Genomic DNA, 19108 nt, shown 5'->3' on the forward strand with positions numbered 1-19108 from the left:
CGACCGCGCGGAGCTTGCGCGCGCTACCGGTAGGTGAGGCGCGCGGTCAGTGCTGCCGTGCCGTCCGGAGCGATGACCGCGAGCTCTTCGGCGTTCTCGCCGTTCGCGCGGCCGGCCACATGGATCTGCTCACCGCAGAAGATCGGCGAGCGCGCGGTGAACTCGAATGATGCGACCTCCGCATCGGGATGCGCCCGCAGGAATCCGTCCATGAGATAGGTGGCGAGCAGTGGGCCGTGCACGACGAGACCGGGGTATCCCTCTACGCCTGTTGTGTACGGCAGGTCGTAGTGGATGCGGTGCGTGTTGAAGGTCAGCGCGGAGTAGCGGAACAGCGTCGTCTCGATGGGGTGCCGGGCGAGGCTCCAGTCCCAGCCCGCCGGTACCGGGCCGTCCGGGCGGGGCGGGCGGCGGGGCGAGGGGCTGGTCGGGTCAACGTTGACGGCATCGCGGTACACGATGGTCTGGCGGTCGGTGACTGCGAGTTCACCGTCCGCGGAGATCTCATGGTGCAGGACAACGAAGCAGAGGCGCCCGCTCGATCCGATCTTCGGGGTGATCGATTCGATGGTCGAGAGGCGTTCGAGATGCTGCCCGATGACGATCGGGGAGTGGTAGTCGATTCTGCTGCCCGCCCACATGCGTCGCGGGAGATCGAGCGGGGGCATGAAGCCGCCGAGCTCGGGGTGTCCGTCGTCGCCGAGCTCGCTCATGGGCGCGGTCGGGGTGAACTGCAGCCAGTGGCCCAGCGGGAACACGCGGGTGGTGTCCATGGCAGCGGGTGCGATAGGCCGTTCCAGCACGGCGGCGAGTCCGATGGCGGCGGATCGAGATGCGATGTCGTGGAGCGTTTCGCTGCGTCCGATCCAGTGGCCGAAGTCCTGTTCGAATGCCGGGTGCTCGGCCATCGTGATCTCCTCTGCGATCGTCGGGCGACGTTGCGGCCGCGGTTCGTTTCGTAAATATAATATATAAAATGGAGGAAAGCAACGCCACTCTCCGGATGTCGGACTTGAGTGCGGGCCCTTGTTTCTGGATAGAAAATATTATATATTAATCTCACGATGGAAGCAGATGAACCGGTTTCTCCGGTTGACCGGGCTACCACGGGAAGGACATGTCGATGAAGATCGTGGTGCTGGTGAAGGAGGTTCCCGATACCTATGGTGACCGCAAGCTCAACCTCGAGACCGGGCTTGCCGACCGCGGGGCTTCGGAAGCGGTGATCGATGAGATCGGAGAGCGTGCGCTCGAAGTCGCCCTCGGGTACGCAGATGTCGTCGAGGGCACGGAGGTCCTGGTACTCACCGTCGCCCCGGCGACCGCAACCGGCAGCGTGCGCAAGATGCTCGCGATCGGGGCCGACTCAGCGGTCCACGTCGTCGATGAGGAGCTTCTCGGAGCAGATCTCGGTCTGACCGCCGAGACGATCGCCGCGGCCCTCCGGGCAGAGGACTTCGACCTCGTCATCGCCGGAAACCAATCGACCGACGGCGCTGCGGGCATGCTGCCAGCCATGATCGCCGAACTGCTCGAGATACCCGTGCTCACGAACCTCGAGAGCGTCACGATCCATGCGGAACGCGTGTCGGGCGCGCGAGCGGTCGACCTCGCGACGATGCAGGTCGCCACGACTCTCCCGGCTGTCATCTCGATCACCGAGCAACTGCCCGATGCGCGTTTCCCGAATTTCAAGGGGATCATGGCGGCGAAGAAGAAGCCGCTCACCGTGAGAAGTCTGGCCGATCTGGGCATCGATGCCACCGACATGAGCGCCTCCCGCACCATCATGACCGCGATCTCCGAACGGCCCCCGCGCGCTGCCGGAGTGAAGATCACCGACGACGGCGATGCGGTCGAGCGGCTCGCCGGCTTCCTCGCCGAGAACCGGCTCGTCTGACCGCGCACGTCGCAGAAATCAGAGGAACTGAAGATGGAATTCGCGACCGATTCGATTCTCGTGCTGACTGATCTCGCCCGGGGCGGAGAACCAGCAAAATCCGCGGCCGCCCTGCTGGGTGCAGCGGCGACGGTCGGCACACCCGTCGCCGTGGTGATCTCCGACGATGCCGGGATCACCGGGCAACTCGCCGAGATCGGTGCAGCCACCGTGATCCGAGCCGGTACGAGTTCCAGTGCCGCGGATGCGCTCGTGGCGGCCTCCGAGCTCGTCCGGCCCGATGCAGTGCTCGTCTCGCACTCGATCGAGGGGCGCGAGACAGCCGCGCGATTTGCCGTCCGTACCCGTTCGGGAGTGATCGCGGATGCGGTCGAAGTCGGTCGCGACGCCGAGGGAGTCACCGCGGTCAACGCAGCCTACGGAGGTGCCTACACCGTCGTCTCGGCGGTGACCCTGGGGGCCCCGGTCATCACAGTGAGGCAGGGTGTCATGGACGTGCGCGCGGCGGCCCGGCCTTCGAACGAGATGCTGCTCGACCTTCCACCGAGTGCCGTGCGGGAGGTCGAGGTGCTCTCGATCGAACCGATGGACGCCGGGGGGACGCGACCGGAGTTGCGAGGCGCGAGAACCATCGTCTCAGGTGGCCGTGGTCTGGGGTCGAAGGAGCAGTTCTCAATCGCAGAAGACCTCGCCGATGCACTGGGTGCGGCGCTCGGCGCCTCCCGCGCCGCAGTGGACGCGGGATGGGTGCCGCAGAGCTATCAGGTGGGGCAGACCGGAGTCTCGGTTGCGCCGCAACTGTACATCGCACTCGGCATCTCCGGCGCAGTCCAGCACAAAGCAGGGATGCAGACCTCGAAATTCATCATCGCAGTCAACAAGGATGCCGACGCGCCGATATTCGACATCGCGGATTTCGGGATCGTCGGTGATGCGCACTCCATTGTCCCGCGTCTCATCGCCGAGATCGGGAAGTTGAGGGCCTGAGATGTCGAGCGATCGGAGTACGCTTCGACGGGGCTTGCCCCGGGTGCCCGGGGGAGATCCGTGGCCGCCCTCCGCGAGCGCCGGGCCGGGCGCTCTCGGAGAAGGTCCAGTCGGTGTGCCGCTCGTGCCGCCCGCCGCGGTCCTGACCGCGGAGGGTTCCGGTGCTGGGCCGAGCCTCCCGTCCGCGGGGGCGACTGCGCCGAACGCATCGGCTTCAGGCGCCGCTTCGGAGTCGGAGCTCGGATCGTCAGCGGTCACGGGGTCCCTGAGCGGTGCTCGGCTGCGCCGAGGACTTCCGAGGGTTACCGGCGGAGATCCCTGGCCGCCGGCGGTTCTCGAGCCGCAACCGGAGTCCGCCTCGATCGCGGCAACGCTCGATCGGGGCCCCCTTCCGAACACCGCTACCCGGGATCTCGGGCCGGTTCGTTCCGCCGCTCCGGTGTCGGCGCCGATCCCGGCTCCTGGAGCAGCAGTGGTCGCGGCGGACGCCTCGGCGTCGGTATCGACGCCGCAGGTCGCCGACATCACGAGAACTGCACCCCGGACGCTCGCGCAGCGGGTGCGATACCTGTCGCTGTGGGTGATCGGGGCGATCGCGGCGGCCGGTGTGATCGTGCTGGCGGCGCGCGGGGTGACGACCCTTCCCGGGGTGCCCGAATTCCTGGATCGCCACCCGGGGGAGTACGAATCGCCCGCACACCCCGAGCCGGGATTCCCCGGCTGGGCGCGCTGGACTCACTTCCTCAACTTCTTCTTCATGGTGCTCATCGTGCGCACCGGGCTGCTGGTGCGCCATCAGCAGAAGCCGCCTGCCTTCTTCGCGCCCAAGCGCGGCGGGAAGAAGGTCAGTATCTACCTCTGGCTGCATACCAGCATCGACCTGCTCTGGTTGCTCAACGGCCTCGTCTTCGTCGTGCTGCTCTTCGCGAGCGGGCACTGGGCGCGTATCGTGCCGACGAGCTGGGAAGTGTTCCCGAACGCGGCGAGTGCGATGCTGCAGTACCTCACCCTCGATTGGCCTACGGAGAACGGTTGGGTGAACTACAACAGCCTGCAGCAGATCATGTACTTCATGGTGGTGTTCATCGCAGCTCCGCTCGCCGCGATCTCTGGGGTGCGCATGAGCGAGTGGTGGCCGAAGCACGCGGATCGTCTGAACCGGATCTACCCGGCGCCGGTGGCACGGGCGATTCATTTTCCGGTGATGCTGTTCTTCACGCTCTTCGTGGTGGTGCACGTCACCCTCGTCCTCGCGACAGGGGCGCTGCGCAATCTCAACCACATGTTCGCCGGGACTGACGCGGTCAGCTGGACCGGGTTCGCCTGGTTTGCCGGTGGTCTGCTCGTCGCGGCGGCCGCCACCTGGGCGGCGAGGCCCCTGATCCTCGCGCCGATCGCGGGTGTGTTCGGCAGAGTCAGTGAACGATAGAAAGAGAGTCCTCCGATGAGTCGATCCGAGGTTGCGGCCGCCGCCGTCTCCTACTTGTTCGTGCCGGCCTCGCGTCCGGATCGATTTGACAAGGCGCTCGCGAGCGCCGCCGACGCGGTCATCATCGACCTCGAGGATGCGGTGGCGTTTGACGAGAAGGAGGCGGCGCTCGACTACCTGCTCGCGGCGCTCGAGCGGGGTCTCGAGCGCCCGGCGCACGTGCGCATCAACGCCGCCGACTCGGTCTGGTTCGCGAGGGATGTCGAGACCATCGCCGGACTTTCAGCCATCGCGCGCGGTTCCCTCGCGGGAGTGCTGCTGCCGAAGGCCGAGCGGGCCTCCGACGTCAGGCGCATCGTCGAGGTGCTGGGGGGAGCGGGCAGCGGGGCGGAGACGATCGCGCTCATTGAGAGCGCTGCGGGTGTCGCCGCAGCCGGAGAGATCGCCGGAGTGCCCGGGCTCACCCGCTTCGCCGTCGGGGCCGCGGATCTCTCCGTCGACCTCGACGTCGAGATCGCGTCCGCGACGGTCGACTGGGTGTATGCGAAGCTCGTGCTCGAGTCCCGACTGGCCGGTCTCGTCGCGCCCGTCGCGTCGCCTCCGTTCGAGATCAAGGACCTCGACGCCGTCGCCGCCGAGGCTGCGCGCCTGCGCGGGCTGGGGGCAACCGCTCAGCTCAGCATCCATCCGGCCCAGATCCCAGCGATCCACGACGGTTTTCTGCCGAGCGCGGAGCGTCTCGAGTGGGCCCGCCGCGTGGTGGCTGCCGCCGAGAGCGCGGATGGTGCGGCGCAGATCGACGGGCAGATGGTCGACAAGCCGATACGGGATCGCGCCGCGCGGATTCTCGCTCAGGCCCGGTAGCACGGCAGGGACGACGGAGCGCCGCGAGGACCGCGGTGCACAGGTGAGTCGCCCGCGGCGTCGAAACGCCGCCGCGGGCGACTCGTGGTTCTAGGTCCCGAATTCAGCGAAGACGCGCTCGGTGTGCGCACCGAGCGCGGGGACGGCTCCCATGGGCGGCTCGTCACCGAACGTGACGGGCGGTAGGGTCACCCGCGCTCGGCCCGACGGGGTGTCAACGGTGCGCCATCGGTCGCGAGCCGCCAGCTGAGGGTGGGCCGAGAAATCGGCCATCGTGCGCATCTGCGCGTTCGCGATGCCGACCTCGTCGAGCAGTTCCTGCACCTCCGCGACTGTCCGGTCCCGAAGCCGGTCTTCGATCGTCTCTCCCAGACGCTCGCGGTTCGCGACGCGAAGCGAGTTCGAGGCGTAGGCTGTGTCGCCGGTCAGTTCGGGTCGGTCGAGGACGCGGTCGCAGAACAGCGCCCACTCGCGTTCGTTCTGCAGTCCGAGGAACACGACTCCATCGGACGCGCGGAACGGTCCGTACGGAGCGATGCTGGCGTGCGCGGCACCCGAGCGCTTGGGAGCAGCGCCGGAGTACTCGGCGTACAGGTAGGTCTGCTGCATCCATTCGCCGAGTGCCTCGAGCATGCTCACCTCGACGTGGGAGCCCTCTCCCGTGCGCCCACGCTTGATCAGCGCCGCGAGCACGCCGGAGTAGGCGTACATCCCGGCGGAGATGTCGGCGATCGAGACCCCGACCTTCGCCGGGAACCCCTCGGTGCCGGTCACGGAGAGCATCCCGGCCTCGCATTGGATGATGAGGTCGTACGCTTTCTTGCGGGCGTGCGGGCCGCCCTTCCCGAAGCCGGAGATCGACACGCTGATGAGTCTGGGATTGATCTTGCGCAGCACCTGCTCAGTGAAGCCGAGTCGCTCGACTGCTCCGGGTGCGAGGTTCTCGACGAACACGTCGGCTCGTGCGAGCATCGATCTGAGGACCTGCTGATCAGCCTCGGACTTGAGATCCATCACCACGGACTCCTTGCCGCGATTCAGCCACACGAAGTAGCTGGCCTCGCCGTCGACGGTCGTGTCGTAGTTGCGTGCGAAGTCACCCGACTCCCGTTCGAGCTTGATGACACGCGCACCGAGATCGGCGAGTTGCCTGGTCGCGAAAGGCGCTGCGACCGCCTGCTCAATTGAGACTACTGTGATGCCCTCGAGGGGGAGTGCTGACACCGGATCCACTTCCTTACGTTTCTCGTCGAAACCTGCCATGCGTCGCTGCTTCAGATACTGCCGCGGGAGATCAGCTGCGATGCGATGACGTTGCGCTGGATCTCGTTCGTGCCTTCACCGACGATCATGAGCGGTGCGTCGCGGAAGTACCGCTCGACATCGAACTCGGTCGAGTAGCCGTAGCCGCCGTGGATGCGGACGGCGTCGAGAGCGATCTCCATGGCGACTTCCGAGGCGAAGAGCTTCGCCATGCCGGCTTCCATATCGGCGCGGGCGCCGCTGTCGTACTGCTCTGCCGCATGGCGGGTGAGCTGACGTGCGGCGGTGAGTTTGGTCGCCATATTCGCAAGGTAGTGACCGATCGCCTGATGCTTCCAGATCGGCTTGCCGAAAGACTCGCGCTCCTGCGCGTATTTGAGCGAGTCTTCGAGTGCGGCCGACGCCACGCCGAGTGCGCGTGCAGCGACGTTGATGCGGCCGGTCTCGAGCCCGCGCATCATCTGAGCGAACCCCTGGCCCGGCACGGTGCCGAGAATCTGCGCCCGGGATGTGCGGTAGTCGGTGAAGATGAGCTCGCAGGTCTCTACACCCTTGTAGCCCAGCTTCGGCAGGTCCTGGGACACCTCGAATCCGGGACCGGGCTCGACGAGCACGATCGAGATGCCCCGGTGCCGGGGTTCGGCGGCGGGGTCCGTCTTGCAGAGCAGCGCGACAAGGCCGGAACGGCGAGCGTTGGTGATCCACATCTTCGACCCGTTGATGACGAGGTCGTCGCCGTCCTGGCGCGCAGTCGTGCTCATCGCCTGCAGGTCGGAGCCGCCGCCGGGTTCGGTGAGCGCCATCGTCGCGCGCAGGTCGCCCGTGGCCATGCGCGGAAGGTACTTCTGCTTCTGCTCCTCCGTGCCGTACGCGTCGAGCAGCTTCGCGACGACGGTGTGGCCTCCCATCGCGCCGGTGAGGGTCATCCAGCCGCGGGCCAACTCCTCTGCGACCTGTGCGTAGCAGGGCATGGAAACGGGCATCCCGCCGTACTCCTCGGGTACGGCGAGGCCGTAGATCCCGATCTCCTTCATCTGCTCGATCCAGCGCTCCGGGTACTCGTTCGCGTGCTCGACCTCGCGCACAGTCGGCTTGACCTCGCGATCGATGAACGCGCGAACGGTTTCGACCAGGAAACTCTCTTCTTCGTTGAGGTGAGGCATGCTGGATCCTTCCAGGAGGGAAACTTACGGGGTATCGAATATCTTCAATTTACTATATAAAATATTTAAAATGAAGTCTCGGGGAGATCCCACGCACGGGCTTCGCCGACAGATGATCCTCGCGGGCCAGCCTCGGGTGGCGGACGCCGCCGTGCGACCTCAATAGAATTGTTCGAGTACGCCCCTGCCCGGCGGATGCGTGCGCGGATGCGAAGCGACCGGGCTGCAGCCAGAGGAGAACCATATGCAACGACGCCAGCTCAGCGATGAGGTCGCCTCCTATCTGCGGCAATCCATCATGGCGGGGGAGCTCGCTCCGGGCACCTCTGTGCGCGCGGAGGCGGTGGGTGAGGCACTCGACGTCTCCGCGACTCCGGTGCGGGAGGCTTTGCACGCGCTGCGCGCCGAGGGCTTCCTCGAGCTGGTGCCGCGCAGAGGCTTCACGGTTCGGGCGCTCACCGCGACCGACATCCGGGATATCTTCGAGGCCCACGCGCTCGTCGCAGGCGAGCTTGCCGCGCGAGCCGCACGACTGATCACCGAGGAGCAGACGGCGGAACTCGTGGAGAATCATGAGCGGCTCATGTCCGCCGCCAAACACGGGGATACCCCTCGCCTCGAGCAGCTGAACGACGAGTTCCACCGCCGGGTGTACCTCGCCTCCGGGTCGGAGCGCCTGCGCTGGGCGCTCGGAAATTTCGTCAAGTACGTGCCGAGCGCCTTCTACGCTCAGATCGACGGTTGGCCGGAGACAACGGCTGAGGATCATTCGGCGGTATGCGACGCGATCGTCTCGCACGACGCCGACGCGGCGCGCGAGGCCATGGCGCAGCACATCCGCAACGCGGGTGAGAAGCTGGCAGGATACTTCGAGCGCCGCCAGCAGGCGTAGCCGGAGGACACCATGAGCGGTTTGACGCTGCTGCAGGGCCTGCGGGTGGTATCGCTCGAGCAGTTCATCGCGGGTCCCTACTGCACATCGATGCTCGCCGATGCCGGTGCCGAGGTGACGAAGATCGAGCGGCCGGGTGTGGGAGATCCGCGGCGCGCCTACGATCCGCGCATCGGCTCGGGAGACGAGGCCATCAGCGGAGGCTTCGCCTCGTACAACCGGGGAAAGCGCTCCGTGGAGCTCGCGCTGAACACGGAGGACGGCGTCGCCGAACTCGAGCGGATGCTCGCCGAAGCCGACGTGCTCGTGTGCAATCTGCGGCCCGGATCGCTCACGCGTATGGGGCTGGCCCCGGCGACGCTGCGCGAGCGCTACCCCCGCCTGGTCATCTGCGAGATCACGGGCTTCGGCAGCACGGGCGGAGAGGCCGCGGACTGGCCGGCGTTCGACTCCGTGATCCAGGGCATGTCGGGGCTCGCGAGCCTCGTGGGCGAGGCCGACGGCCCGCCGACCCTGACCCCGATGGGCACGACCGACATGCTGACCGCGGTGTATTCCGCGATCGGGATCCTGATGGCGCTCGTGCAGCGCGAACGCACGCGGGAGGGCAGCCTCGTCGACGCGGCGATGCTCGACATCACCGCCGCCTTCCTCGAGCGGCCGCTCACCCTGCACGAGTTCACGGGAGCCGTTCCGAGTCGCGGGATCGATCGCTTCAGCCCCGTGGGGATGTTCCGCGCGGGCGATGGCGGCTGGCTGTCGATCGTGATCCCGACCGACGACATGTGGCGGCGCTGCGCCGAGGCGATGGGGCGCCCGGAGCTCGTCGTGGACCCCGAACTCGACACCGTGCTGAAGCGCGCCGACCGCATGCGCGACCGCGTGATCCCGGCGTTCGAGGCGTGGGCCGCCGGTCTCACACGCGACGAGGCGGCTGAGGCGCTGCGCCTCGCGGGCCAGCCCGTGGGGTTCGTGCAGGACATCGCCGAGGTGCGGGCGAACCCGCATCTCGCTCACCGCCGCCTGTTCGTGCCGATGGCCGATCCGGTCGCCACGCGAGAGGACGGCACCCGGTTGTCGCTCCCGCGACTGCCGCTCCTCTTCGACGGAGAGCACGCGCAGCCCGGGCTGGTACCGCGACTGGGCGAGCACAATCCTCCGCCCGACGACCCGGACGCCTGATCCTCGCCGAGCGCCATCGGTCATCCGACCGATCGCGCACCGGGCACGGCGTTTCTAGCATGTGAGATCCACCCGTTGGATGAGAACAAGGATGTTTCACATGAGCAACGCAGAACTCGGCTGGATGCCCGCCGCAGAGATGGCCGCGGAGATCGCGAGCGGCAGACTCTCGCCGAACGAGGTCGCCGAGGAGATGATCGATCGCGTCGAGCGGATCAACCCGGAGATCAACGCCATCATCGATTTCGACGCCGACCAGGTGCGCGCCGACGCGGCGGAACTGGCCGGACGGCAGAGGCGGGGCGACCCGCTCGGCCCGCTCCACGGCGTGCCCTTCACCATCAAGGACCTGACCGCGGTCGCGGGGCGTCCGCTGACCTTCGGCATGAAGCCGCTGAAGGACAACGTCCCGGAGCACGACGCGGTCGTGGTGCGCCGCCTGAGAGAGGCCGGCGGACTCTTCCTCGGCAAGACGAACACCCCCGAGAGCGGATACTACGGAGGGACGGACAACCATCTGTTCGGGCCGACGCACAACCCGTGGAAGCGCGGGTACAGCGCAGGCGGGTCGTCCGGGGGAGCCGCTGCCGCCGTCGCCGCGGGCCTCGGGCCGCTCGCGGAGGGCAGCGACGGCGCCGGTTCGGTGCGGATCCCCGCGGCGCTGTGCGGGGTCGTGGGGATGAAGCCGACGACGGGGGCGGTCCCCCAGACGATCCTCGCGGGACGCTACTACAACTGGGCCTATCACGGGCCCGTCACCCGCACCGTGGCCGACAACGCGCTGATGCTCGACGTCATCGCCGGGCCCGATCACGCCGACCCGCTGTCGACCCCCAGGTCGGAGGACTCGTACGTCGCGGCGATGCGCGGCGATATCCGAGGGCTTCGCGTCGCCTGGTCCCCGGACATGGGCCTCGGACAGTACGTCGAACCCGAGGTCGCGCGGGTGTGCCTCGAAGCGCTGAGCGCATTCGCCGAGCTCGGCGCGGAGGTTTCGGAGGCCTCCCCGCGGTGGGCGGGGACTTCCGTCGCGATGTGGCAGGGGGTGTGGGTGCCCGGCTTCGCCAGCGAGTACGATCTGCTCGACTGGAAGCGGCTGCGCGGAGAGGTCGACGACGGGCTCATCGGCATCATGGAGGAGGCGGAGACGCTCAGCGGCGTCGACGTCGGCCGTGCCGATGTCGTGCGCGGCGCCATGTGGGATGCGTGGACCTCGTTCATGGAGGACTACGACGTGATCGTCTCGCCGACACTCGCCTCGGCGACGTTCCCGCTCACGCAGTTCGCGCCGGACTGGCTCGAGGGGGCGTCGCTGCGCGAGCGGATCCTCGATTGGCTGCTGACCTACCCCTACAACATGCTCAACAACCCGGCGATCACCGTTCCCGCCGGATTCACCGCGGACGGACGCCCGGTCGGCCTGCAGATCGCGGCGCGTCACCGAGCCGAGGGCCTGCTCCTGCGGGTCGCCTCCAATTTCGAGGCGGCGCGACCGTGGGCCGATCGGCGTCCGGTCGGCTGAGGGCTCGCGTCCGGGCGCGCCGCTTGTTAAGGTTCGGACCATGTCAGGGATCGACGCGATGGTGGCCGACCGGCCCGAGCACCGGTCGCCGGCCACCATCGCGCGCGGCCTCCTCGCCCGCTGGAGCGAAGCACTCGATTTCCAAGCGGCCATCATCTCGTACCGGGAAGCAGACGAGCGCGACTACCGGGTGCTCGCGAACCATGGATACCGCCCCCGAGTGGCGGAGTACCTCACGCGCGATTTCGCCGATGAGCCGGGGGTATTCGACATCGTGCGCTCTGCCTACGGGTCCCCGCTCTGCTGGGAGGATGTGCGCGGCTTCCGCAGCACGGTGACAGCCAAGAGCGTGCTGCGACCTTCTGGATACCACGAGGGATCCACGATCGCGCTCGAGATCGAGCAGAGGCGCATCACCAGCATGCTGCACGTGAGCTTCGCCCGGGATCGGGTGAGCGAACTGGAGCGGGAGGGCCTTGCCCGGCTCGCCGAGCAGAGTCGACTCGTCGTCGATGATCACCGAGAGCGGCAGCTGTTCCTGCTGAGCCCGCGGGAGCTCGAGGTTATGCGCTACGTCGCCCACGGCCGGAGCAACGCGGAGATCTCGGCGGTGCTCAGCGTGAGCCGGCGCACGGTCGCTACGCACCTCGAGCACATCTTTGCGAAGACCGGGATATCGTCACGGGTCGTGCTCGCGGTCAGGGCTGTCGAGCTCGGCCTGATCTGACCCGGACCTTGCTCCTCCCGGGTCGATTCCGGTTGGGTGCCGGCTTCGGCCGGTCTTCGCGGTCCTGCGATTCTTCGGGTGCCGCGGCCTGACGAATCAGAACGCGAATTGCGTGATATCTCTCAATGGAGTACCGTATACGGTATCCCATAAAGGAGTGGTGAGATGACAGACATTGCCGAACGCGAGCCTCGCATCGTGATCGTCGGCGCCGGTCCCAGCGGCTGCTTCATCGCGGGCGCGTTGCGCCGTTCGCTTCCCGGCGCTCAGATCGTGGTGATCGACCGCCTGCCCTGCCCTTTCGGTCTGGTTCGCTACGGCGTGGCGGCGGACCACCAGAGCACGAAGAGCATCACGCGCCAGTTCGATCGGATCTTCACCCGCGAAGGCGTGGAGTTCGCGGGGAACGTTCGGGTCGTCCGCGAGCCGGAGGCGGGTGCGGTGACCCTCGATGAACTCGTGGACGTCGCAGACGCCGTGGTGCTCGCGACCGGTCTTGCCGCAGACCGTCCCCTCGGTGTTCCGGGAGATGACCTGCCCGGGGTCTACGGCTCCGGAGCGATCACGGGGCTGCTGAACAGCCACCCTGACGGCGAAGCCGCCGAAGACGCGCTCGCTCGGCTCGGTGAGCGTGTCTCGATCGTGGGGATGGGCAACGTTGCGATCGACCTGATCCGCTTCCTCGCGAAGGAGGACACCGACTTCGACGGCAGCGACATCAATGATGCCGCGCTCGACGCCTACCGCAGATCGCAGGTCGCGTCGGTCGATGTCTTCTCGCGCTCACCCATCGAACTCGCGAAATGCGATGCGCAGATGATCCGAGAGCTGTCGCAGATCGCGGGACTTCACGTCACACTGCACGGAGCCGTCGGCGTCGATACGGACACGGTCGCGGACCGCACTCAGAAATCGCGCGTCGAGGCGCTGCGCGAGCTCGCAGCAAGGGCGGTACCCGACGACGTGCGCATCGAACTCCGGCTGCACTTCGGCGCGAGACCCGAGCGGGTGGTCGGGACGGACCGGGTCGAGCGACTGCTCGTCTCCACGGGCGAGGGCAGCCGCCTCGAGGTCGCCGCGGACAGCATCATCTCGGCCATCGGATTCGAGGCCGGCCCGGGCTGTCTCGCCATCGCGACGCCCGACGCCGGGTCCGGTCGGATCCGGCCCGGACTCTACCGGGTCGGATGGCTTCGCAGAGGGCCTCGAGGCACGATCCCGGAGAACCGGGCTGACGCGGTCGCGGTGGCGGCCGAGATCGTCTCGGACTTCGGCAGCGGGGCCATCGATCGCGTCGAAGCCGGCACGCCGATCCTGCCAGAGGAAGTCGCAGTGGCGGCGGTCAGTTACGACCAGTGGCTCGCCGTGGATCGGCATGAGCGCGAGAGCGCACCTTTCGGCAGGATCAGGGCCAAACTGCGCTCCTCCGCGCAGATGCTCCACGTCGCCCGAGAAAACGCTCCGGCGGCGTAGCGCGGACCTCAGCACTCAGCAGTCATCTCCGAAACGAGGGATCAACCCATGAAATTCAGCGTTCTGTACGGCACCGAGTCGGGCAACTCCGAGTTCATCGCTCAGGATCTCGTCGCCTATCTGACCGGCGAACTCTACGAGGCCGAGCTCGCCGATCTCGCCGACACCGACCCCACCAACGTCGATCCGGACGTGCACGCCTACCTGATCGTCTGCTCGACGCACGGGGATGGCGAACTCCCGAACACCGCGATCCCGTTCCTGGCCGAGCTCGAAGCGAAGGCCCCCGACCTGAGCGGCGTGCGCTACGCCATGTTCGGTCTCGGCGACTCCTTCTACGCGGAGACCTACAGCCGGGGCAGCGAGATCATCGACCGCAAACTCACCGAGCTCGGGGCGACCCGCATCGGCGATTACGGCCGCCACGACGCGTCATCGATCGACGACGGCACCGAGCTCGCGCTCGCCTGGGTGCCGGGCGTGCTCGCCGAGCTGAAGGCGCAGCTCGTCTGACGCGTCGCGTCACTCCCGGAACTCCGCGGCAGCGCTGCCGCACCATTCGAAAGGACCCCACCATGACTGTCGGTCACGAGAACGACCACCTGCTCTCCTCGCTCGCGTTCGAGGAGTCCGTGCCGCACGAGTTCTTCCGGGAACTGCGCGACGAGGACCCGGTGCACTGGACGGAACCCGGCGACGGTTCGCGCGGATACTGGTCCTTCACCCGCTACGACGACGTCGTCGCGCTGAGCCGAGACACCGCCACCTTCTCCTCGGAGAAAGGCGGGACCACGCTCGAGGACATCCCCGAGGCCGACCTGCAGGGGCGCCGCACGATGATCGACACCGATCCGCCCCTGCACACCGGATATCGCAAGATCCTCGCCCCGAGCTTCAACCCGGGGATCGTGCGCCGCAACTGGGACGAGAAGGTCGACCGGATCGTCACGGAGACGCTGTCCGAGGCGCTGAAGGACGACACGATCGAGTACGTCTCGAAGATCTCGTCGGAGATCCCCGTGCGGGTGCTGGCCGCCCTCCTCGACGTGCCCGACACGGAGGCGCACTACATCATGGAGCTGGGCGACGAGATGATCGCGAGTTCCGATCCGGATCACGCGCCGCGCACCGCACTCACCCCCGAGGTGCTGGCCGAGAACAGCAAGTACCAGTTCTCGAGTCCCGCGGGCCGCGAACTCTGGGAGTACGGCGACAGACTGCGCATCGGCCGCGAGAAGGATCTCGGCCACGACGTCTTCTCGCTGCTCATCACGAGCGAGGTCGACGGCCGCAAGCTGACCCCGCACGAGTTGGCGAACTTCTTCTCTCTGCTGGTGATCGCCGGCAACGAGACCACCCGCATGGCGTTCTCGCACGCGGCCAAGGCATTCTGCGACTTCCCCGAGCAGTGGGCCAAGCTGCGCGAGAACCCCGAGCTGGTGGACAGCGCGGTGGAGGAGATCCTGCGCTGGGCCACTCCGATCCACCATTTCCGCCGCACCGTGACCCGGGACACCGAGATGCACGGCAAGCAGCTCGAAGCGGGCGACAAGATCGCCATGTGGTATGCCTCCGCGAACTACGACGAGCGGGTGTTCGAGGATCCCCACACCTTCGACATCGAGCGGAAGCCGAACTTCCACCTCGCGTTCGGTGGCGGCGGGGCGCACCGCTGCCTCGGCAACTCCCTCGCCCGCCTCGAGCTGAAGGTGCTGCTGCAGCACCAGATCGAGCAGGTGGAGCGATTCGAGCTCGTCGGCGACGTGAAGCGGTTGCGATCCAACCTCACGCACGGCGTGAAGCACCTTCCCGTCCGCCTCACCAGGATCGCCGCCTGAGCGCGGCCCGAGAACCGGAGCGCAGCACACGATGAATCATCGACCCGACCCGACCCGCGGCCACTGCCGGCCGCTCGGACACGCGACCCTGGCCTTCCTCGACCGCCTGCAGGGGCTCCGCATCGGCGGGGCCTGGGACGTGCCGGCGGGGGACGGCGGCACCTTCGAGTCCGTCGACCCGGCGACGGGGCTGCCCCTCGGCAGGATCGCCGCGGCCACCGCGGCGGACGTGGATGTCGCGGTGGCCGCGGCCGCCCGCGCACTCGAGAGTCCGGCGTGGCGCGACATCAGCCCGGCCACCCGCGCGCAGTACCTGTTCGACCTCGCCGACGCCGTCGACGAGCACCTCGAGACGCTCGCGGAACTCGAATCGCTGGACATGGGGAAGCCGATCACGCAGGCGCGCGACGACATCGGGGGAGTGGCGCTGGTGTTCCGCTACTACGGGGGGTGGCCCACGAAGATCGAGGGCGACCTCAATCCGGTGCGTCAGCCGTTCATCGGCATGACCGTGCGCCAGCCGATCGGCGTCTGCGCGGCGATCACCCCCTGGAACTTCCCGCTGGTGATGGCGTCCCACAAGATCGGTCCCGCGCTCGCCGCCGGGAACACGATCGTGCTGAAGCCCGCCGAGCTGTCCTCATACACCACGCTCTACCTCGCGGATCTCGCTCGAGCGGTCGGACTGCCCGACGGCGTGCTGAACGTGGTGACGGGTGCCGGCCGGATCGTCGGGGAGGCGCTCACCACCCACCCGGACGTGAAGAAGGTGTCTTTCACCGGTTCTTCCCCCGTCGGCAGGCGCATCCTGGAGGCGGCCGCACCGCTGATGAAGAAGGTGAGCGTCGAGCTCGGGGGGAAGACCCCCAATCTCGTCTTCCCCGACGCCGACCTGCGAAAGGCCGCAGCCGGGTCCGCTGAGGCCGTGTGGGAGAACGCCGGCCAGGTATGCATCGCGCCCACGCGCCTCTTCGTGCACGAGAGCATCGAGCGGGAGATGCTGGAGCTGCTCGCGGAGGAGACGGCCAAGCTGCGGGTCGGGGATCCGCTCGACGAGGCGACCACGCTGGGGCCGCTGGTGTCCGAGAAGCAGCTCGGCACCGTGCGCGGATACGTCGATGCGGCTCGCGCCGAGGGCGGTGCGATCGCGGTCGGCGGCGACACCGTCGGCGACACCGGCTACTTCCTCCAGCCGACCATCGTGACCGGCGTGACGAACGAGATGCGCGTGGCGCGCGAGGAGATCTTCGGCCCGGTGCTGTCGGTCATCACCTTCCGCGACGAGGATGAGGCCCTGCGCCTCGCGAACGCCTCGGACTACGACCTCGCGGCGGCGATCTGGACGCGCGACATCTCTCGAGCGCATCGTTTGACCCAGCGGCTGCGGGGCGGCCTCGTCTGGGTGAACACCGTCGGCAAGCTCGATCCGGGGGTCAGCTTCGGCGGCCAGCAGCTCTCGGGCAACAGCCGCGAGCTCGGGCGCGAGAGCGTGCTCGAGTACACCAAGAGCAAGTCGGTGCTCATCGATCCCCGGTGACGCCGGCCCCACGATCCACCCCGGCGCGCCGCACTGCGGCGGCGCGCCGCACACTCCGAGAGGAAGACGAACATGACAGCATCCAGGACCGTCGTCATCACCGGCGGCGCATCCGGCATCGGCGACAAGGTCGTCGAGCGTTTCCTGAACGACGGCGACCGTGTGGTCGTGGTCGATCGCAACCCCTCCCCGCGCGACGTCCCGACGGTGATCGTCGATCTCACCGATCCGGACGCGATCGATGCGGCCGCCACCCGGTTGCCGGAGCACATCGACGTGCTGGTGAACGCCGCGGGGATCTCAGGGAAGAGCGGCGTCGATGCCGCCCTCGCGGTCAACTTCCTCGGCATGCGTCGACTCACGGAGCTGGCGGTGCAGCGGATGACCTCCGAGTCGAACGTCGTGACGATCGCGTCGACCACCGGATTCGAGTGGCGCAGGCGCATCGAGGGGGTGAAGGCGCTGATCCGCTCCCGGAGCCTCGAGGACGCCCGCGTCAACGTCGCCCCGTATCTGCCTGAGGGGCAGGAATCGTTCGAGGCCTACAACCTGGCGAAGGCGACCGTCATTGTCTGGACCATGATCTCCTCGCGGCGGCTGGTGCCCGGCATGCGCATGAACACGGTCAGCCCCGGTCCGACCGAGACACCGCTGCTGCAGGACTTCTACGACTCGATCGGGGAGGAGCAGCTCGACCCGCTCAAGGAGTTCGCCGGTCGGCACGGCACCCCCGAGGAGATCGCCGCGGCGATCGCGTTCCTGGCCTCGGACGAGGCCTCCTGGATCTCGGGGGAGGACCTCGTCGTCGATGGAGGTGCGGAGGGAGGCCTGCTGCGCCAGCAGCTCGCCGCCGAACTCGTCGGGTGACCGGAGGAGCGCCCGGAGTGCTTCGCGGCGAGCAGGATTCCGGTTGCTGCAATATAATATTTAGTATACGGTATATATGTGATCGGACGACGCTGTCCCGATTCGATCCGAGCCAATCAAGGAGGATTTGGTGTCCGAGACGAAACTCCCCGAGGGGATCCACACCGTCGAGATGATCTTCGCAGATGTCTTCGGTGTGCTGCGCGGGAAGAAGGTTCCCGCGAATCAGTGGCCGCGCGTAGAGCACGAGGGCTCGCACATCCCCGGAGCGCCGCTCTACTGGGGCGTGCGCTGCGAGTGCCCCGACGAGTCGCCCGCCGGCGGCATGGACGAGGGCTATCCGGATGTCGTGATCAAACCCATCCCGGGCACGCTGCGCGAGGTGCCCTGGCGGCCGGGGGTCGCGCAGGTGTTCTGCGCGATCGAGAACCCGGACGGCACGCCCTCCGAGCTCTGTCCGCGCAACGCCCTCGTGTCGGTGCTCGGAGAATTCGAGCAGGAGGGCGTCGACGCGCAGATCGCGCTCGAGATGGAGTTCTACCTGCTCGATCCCGAGACCCACCGGCCGCTCATCTCGCAGATGAACACCTACGGTGTCTACGACGGGTCGCCCTACGACGCGATCCTCACCGACATCATGACGAACCTCGTCGCGTACGGACTCCCGGTCGAGGCCGGCATGCAGGAGTACGGCACCGGCCAGATGGAGATCACGCTCCGCTACGACCGCGCGCTGAAGGCGGCGGACGACGCGATCCTGATGCGCGGCGCTGTCAAGGAGCTCGCCGCGAAGCACGGGCTCGTCGCGACCTACATGGCGAAGCCCTTCGACGAGGAGAGCGGCAGCGGCCTGCACATCCACCAGTCGATGTGGCGCGACGGCACGAACCTCTTCGACTCGGCCGACGGGCCCTCGGAGTACGCGATGCACTACCTCGGCGGTCTGCAGCGCCGGATCGGCGAATTCTCGCTCTTCGGGTCCTGGAGCGTGAACGACTACAAGCGCCGGCAGGACTTCACGCTCAGCCCGACGACCGACTCCTGGGGCGGCGACAACCGCACCGTGGCGATCCGCATGATCGAGGCCGAGGGCAGCTACCGCTTCGAGCAGCGGGATCCCTGCTCCACGAGCAACCTCTATCTCGCGGTGGCGGGGCAGCTGGCGGCCGGCCTCGACGGCGTGCGCAATCGTCTGCAGCCCGGACCGCGCTGCGAGCTCAATGCCTACACTGACCCCAACGCGAAGAAGCTGCCGCGTACCGTGCCGGCCGCGATCGACGCCCTGAACGGGTCCGACCTCGCGCGCGAGGCATTCCCCGCACTCCTCATCGACACCTATGTCGACACGGTGCAGCGGGAGTACGACGCGATCACGCAGCCAGTTTCCGAGCTCGAGCGCACGCGCTACATCGGGGCGCTATAGCCGGAATCAGGCGAAGGCGGGTCGATCTGTGAAGATCGGCC

Annotated in this window: 17 protein-coding genes; 14 read left to right on the plus strand and 3 right to left on the minus strand. The window is 67.6% G+C overall.

The window, feature by feature from the left end; translation table 11 throughout:
• Positions 1-23 precede the first annotated feature (23 nt).
• On the minus strand, positions 24-908 hold the full coding sequence (locus AMS65_RS12695; protein ID WP_053384543.1) for an FAS1-like dehydratase domain-containing protein: 885 nt from the start codon (positions 906-908) through the stop codon (positions 24-26).
• 215 nt (positions 909-1123) lie between these two features.
• On the opposite strand from AMS65_RS12695, the gene AMS65_RS12700 reads away from it, so the two are divergent.
• The 4 genes from AMS65_RS12700 to AMS65_RS12715 all read left to right on the plus strand — a co-directional run bounded on the left by AMS65_RS12700 (position 1124) and on the right by AMS65_RS12715 (position 5180).
• Positions 1124-1900 (plus strand): electron transfer flavoprotein subunit beta/FixA family protein, encoded by a 777-nt coding sequence (locus AMS65_RS12700; RefSeq protein WP_053384587.1) that lies wholly within the window; start codon positions 1124-1126, stop codon positions 1898-1900.
• A 33-nt stretch (positions 1901-1933) separates the two neighbouring features.
• A complete protein-coding gene (locus AMS65_RS12705; protein ID WP_053384544.1) occupies positions 1934-2887 on the plus strand; it encodes an electron transfer flavoprotein subunit alpha/FixB family protein in 954 nt (317 codons plus the stop codon).
• 472 nt (positions 2888-3359) lie between these two features.
• Positions 3360-4316 (plus strand): cytochrome b/b6 domain-containing protein, encoded by a 957-nt coding sequence (locus AMS65_RS18795; RefSeq protein WP_241489439.1) that lies wholly within the window; start codon positions 3360-3362, stop codon positions 4314-4316.
• Between the two features lie 15 nt (positions 4317-4331).
• Positions 4332-5180, plus strand: coding sequence for an HpcH/HpaI aldolase/citrate lyase family protein (locus AMS65_RS12715; protein WP_053384545.1), 849 nt, complete (start codon positions 4332-4334; stop codon positions 5178-5180).
• 90 nt (positions 5181-5270) lie between these two features.
• Here AMS65_RS12715 and AMS65_RS12720 read toward each other — a convergent pair whose 3' ends face one another.
• Together AMS65_RS12720 and AMS65_RS12725 are read right to left on the minus strand one after the other, a co-directional pair.
• A complete protein-coding gene (locus AMS65_RS12720) occupies positions 5271-6404 on the minus strand; it encodes a CaiB/BaiF CoA transferase family protein (protein WP_206541992.1) in 1134 nt (377 codons plus the stop codon).
• A gap of 50 nt (positions 6405-6454) precedes the next feature.
• The gene (locus AMS65_RS12725; protein WP_053384547.1) at positions 6455-7606 is read right to left on the minus strand and encodes an acyl-CoA dehydrogenase family protein; all 1152 of its coding nucleotides are present in this window, start codon (positions 7604-7606) and stop codon (positions 6455-6457) included.
• Positions 7607-7850: 244 nt separating this feature from the next.
• Here AMS65_RS12725 and AMS65_RS12730 point away from each other — a divergent pair, with 244 nt between their 5' ends.
• The 10 genes from AMS65_RS12730 to AMS65_RS12775 all read left to right on the plus strand — a co-directional run bounded on the left by AMS65_RS12730 (position 7851) and on the right by AMS65_RS12775 (position 19067).
• Entirely contained in the window at positions 7851-8498 is a 648-nt protein-coding gene (locus tag AMS65_RS12730; protein ID WP_053384548.1) for a GntR family transcriptional regulator, read from the plus strand.
• Positions 8499-8510: 12 nt separating this feature from the next.
• On the plus strand, positions 8511-9680 hold the full coding sequence (locus AMS65_RS12735) for a CaiB/BaiF CoA transferase family protein (protein WP_083451686.1): 1170 nt from the start codon (positions 8511-8513) through the stop codon (positions 9678-9680).
• A 100-nt stretch (positions 9681-9780) separates the two neighbouring features.
• Positions 9781-11202 (plus strand): amidase, encoded by a 1422-nt coding sequence (locus AMS65_RS12740; protein WP_053384550.1) that lies wholly within the window; start codon positions 9781-9783, stop codon positions 11200-11202.
• 40 nt (positions 11203-11242) lie between these two features.
• Positions 11243-11929 carry a helix-turn-helix transcriptional regulator gene (locus AMS65_RS20355; RefSeq protein ID WP_053384551.1) on the plus strand — a complete coding sequence of 229 codons (687 nt, stop codon included), beginning with the start codon at positions 11243-11245 and terminating at the stop codon, positions 11927-11929.
• 165 nt (positions 11930-12094) lie between these two features.
• Positions 12095-13402, plus strand: a complete 1308-nt coding sequence (locus tag AMS65_RS12750; RefSeq protein WP_053384552.1) for an FAD-dependent oxidoreductase — start codon at positions 12095-12097, stop codon at positions 13400-13402.
• 48 nt (positions 13403-13450) lie between these two features.
• A complete protein-coding gene (locus AMS65_RS12755; RefSeq protein WP_053384553.1) occupies positions 13451-13915 on the plus strand; it encodes a flavodoxin domain-containing protein in 465 nt (154 codons plus the stop codon).
• Positions 13916-13977: 62 nt separating this feature from the next.
• Entirely contained in the window at positions 13978-15240 is a 1263-nt protein-coding gene (locus AMS65_RS12760) for a cytochrome P450 (RefSeq protein ID WP_053384554.1), read from the plus strand.
• A gap of 31 nt (positions 15241-15271) precedes the next feature.
• On the plus strand, positions 15272-16777 hold the full coding sequence (locus tag AMS65_RS12765; protein WP_053384555.1) for an aldehyde dehydrogenase family protein: 1506 nt from the start codon (positions 15272-15274) through the stop codon (positions 16775-16777).
• A 72-nt stretch (positions 16778-16849) separates the two neighbouring features.
• Positions 16850-17644, plus strand: coding sequence for an SDR family oxidoreductase (locus AMS65_RS12770; RefSeq protein ID WP_053384556.1), 795 nt, complete (start codon positions 16850-16852; stop codon positions 17642-17644).
• A 130-nt stretch (positions 17645-17774) separates the two neighbouring features.
• A complete protein-coding gene (locus tag AMS65_RS12775) occupies positions 17775-19067 on the plus strand; it encodes a glutamine synthetase family protein (protein ID WP_053384557.1) in 1293 nt (430 codons plus the stop codon).
• The last annotated feature ends 41 nt before the right edge of the window (positions 19068-19108 follow it).

The organism is Leucobacter celer subsp. astrifaciens (assembly GCF_001273835.1).
Lineage (GTDB): Bacteria > Actinomycetota > Actinomycetes > Actinomycetales > Microbacteriaceae > Leucobacter > Leucobacter celer.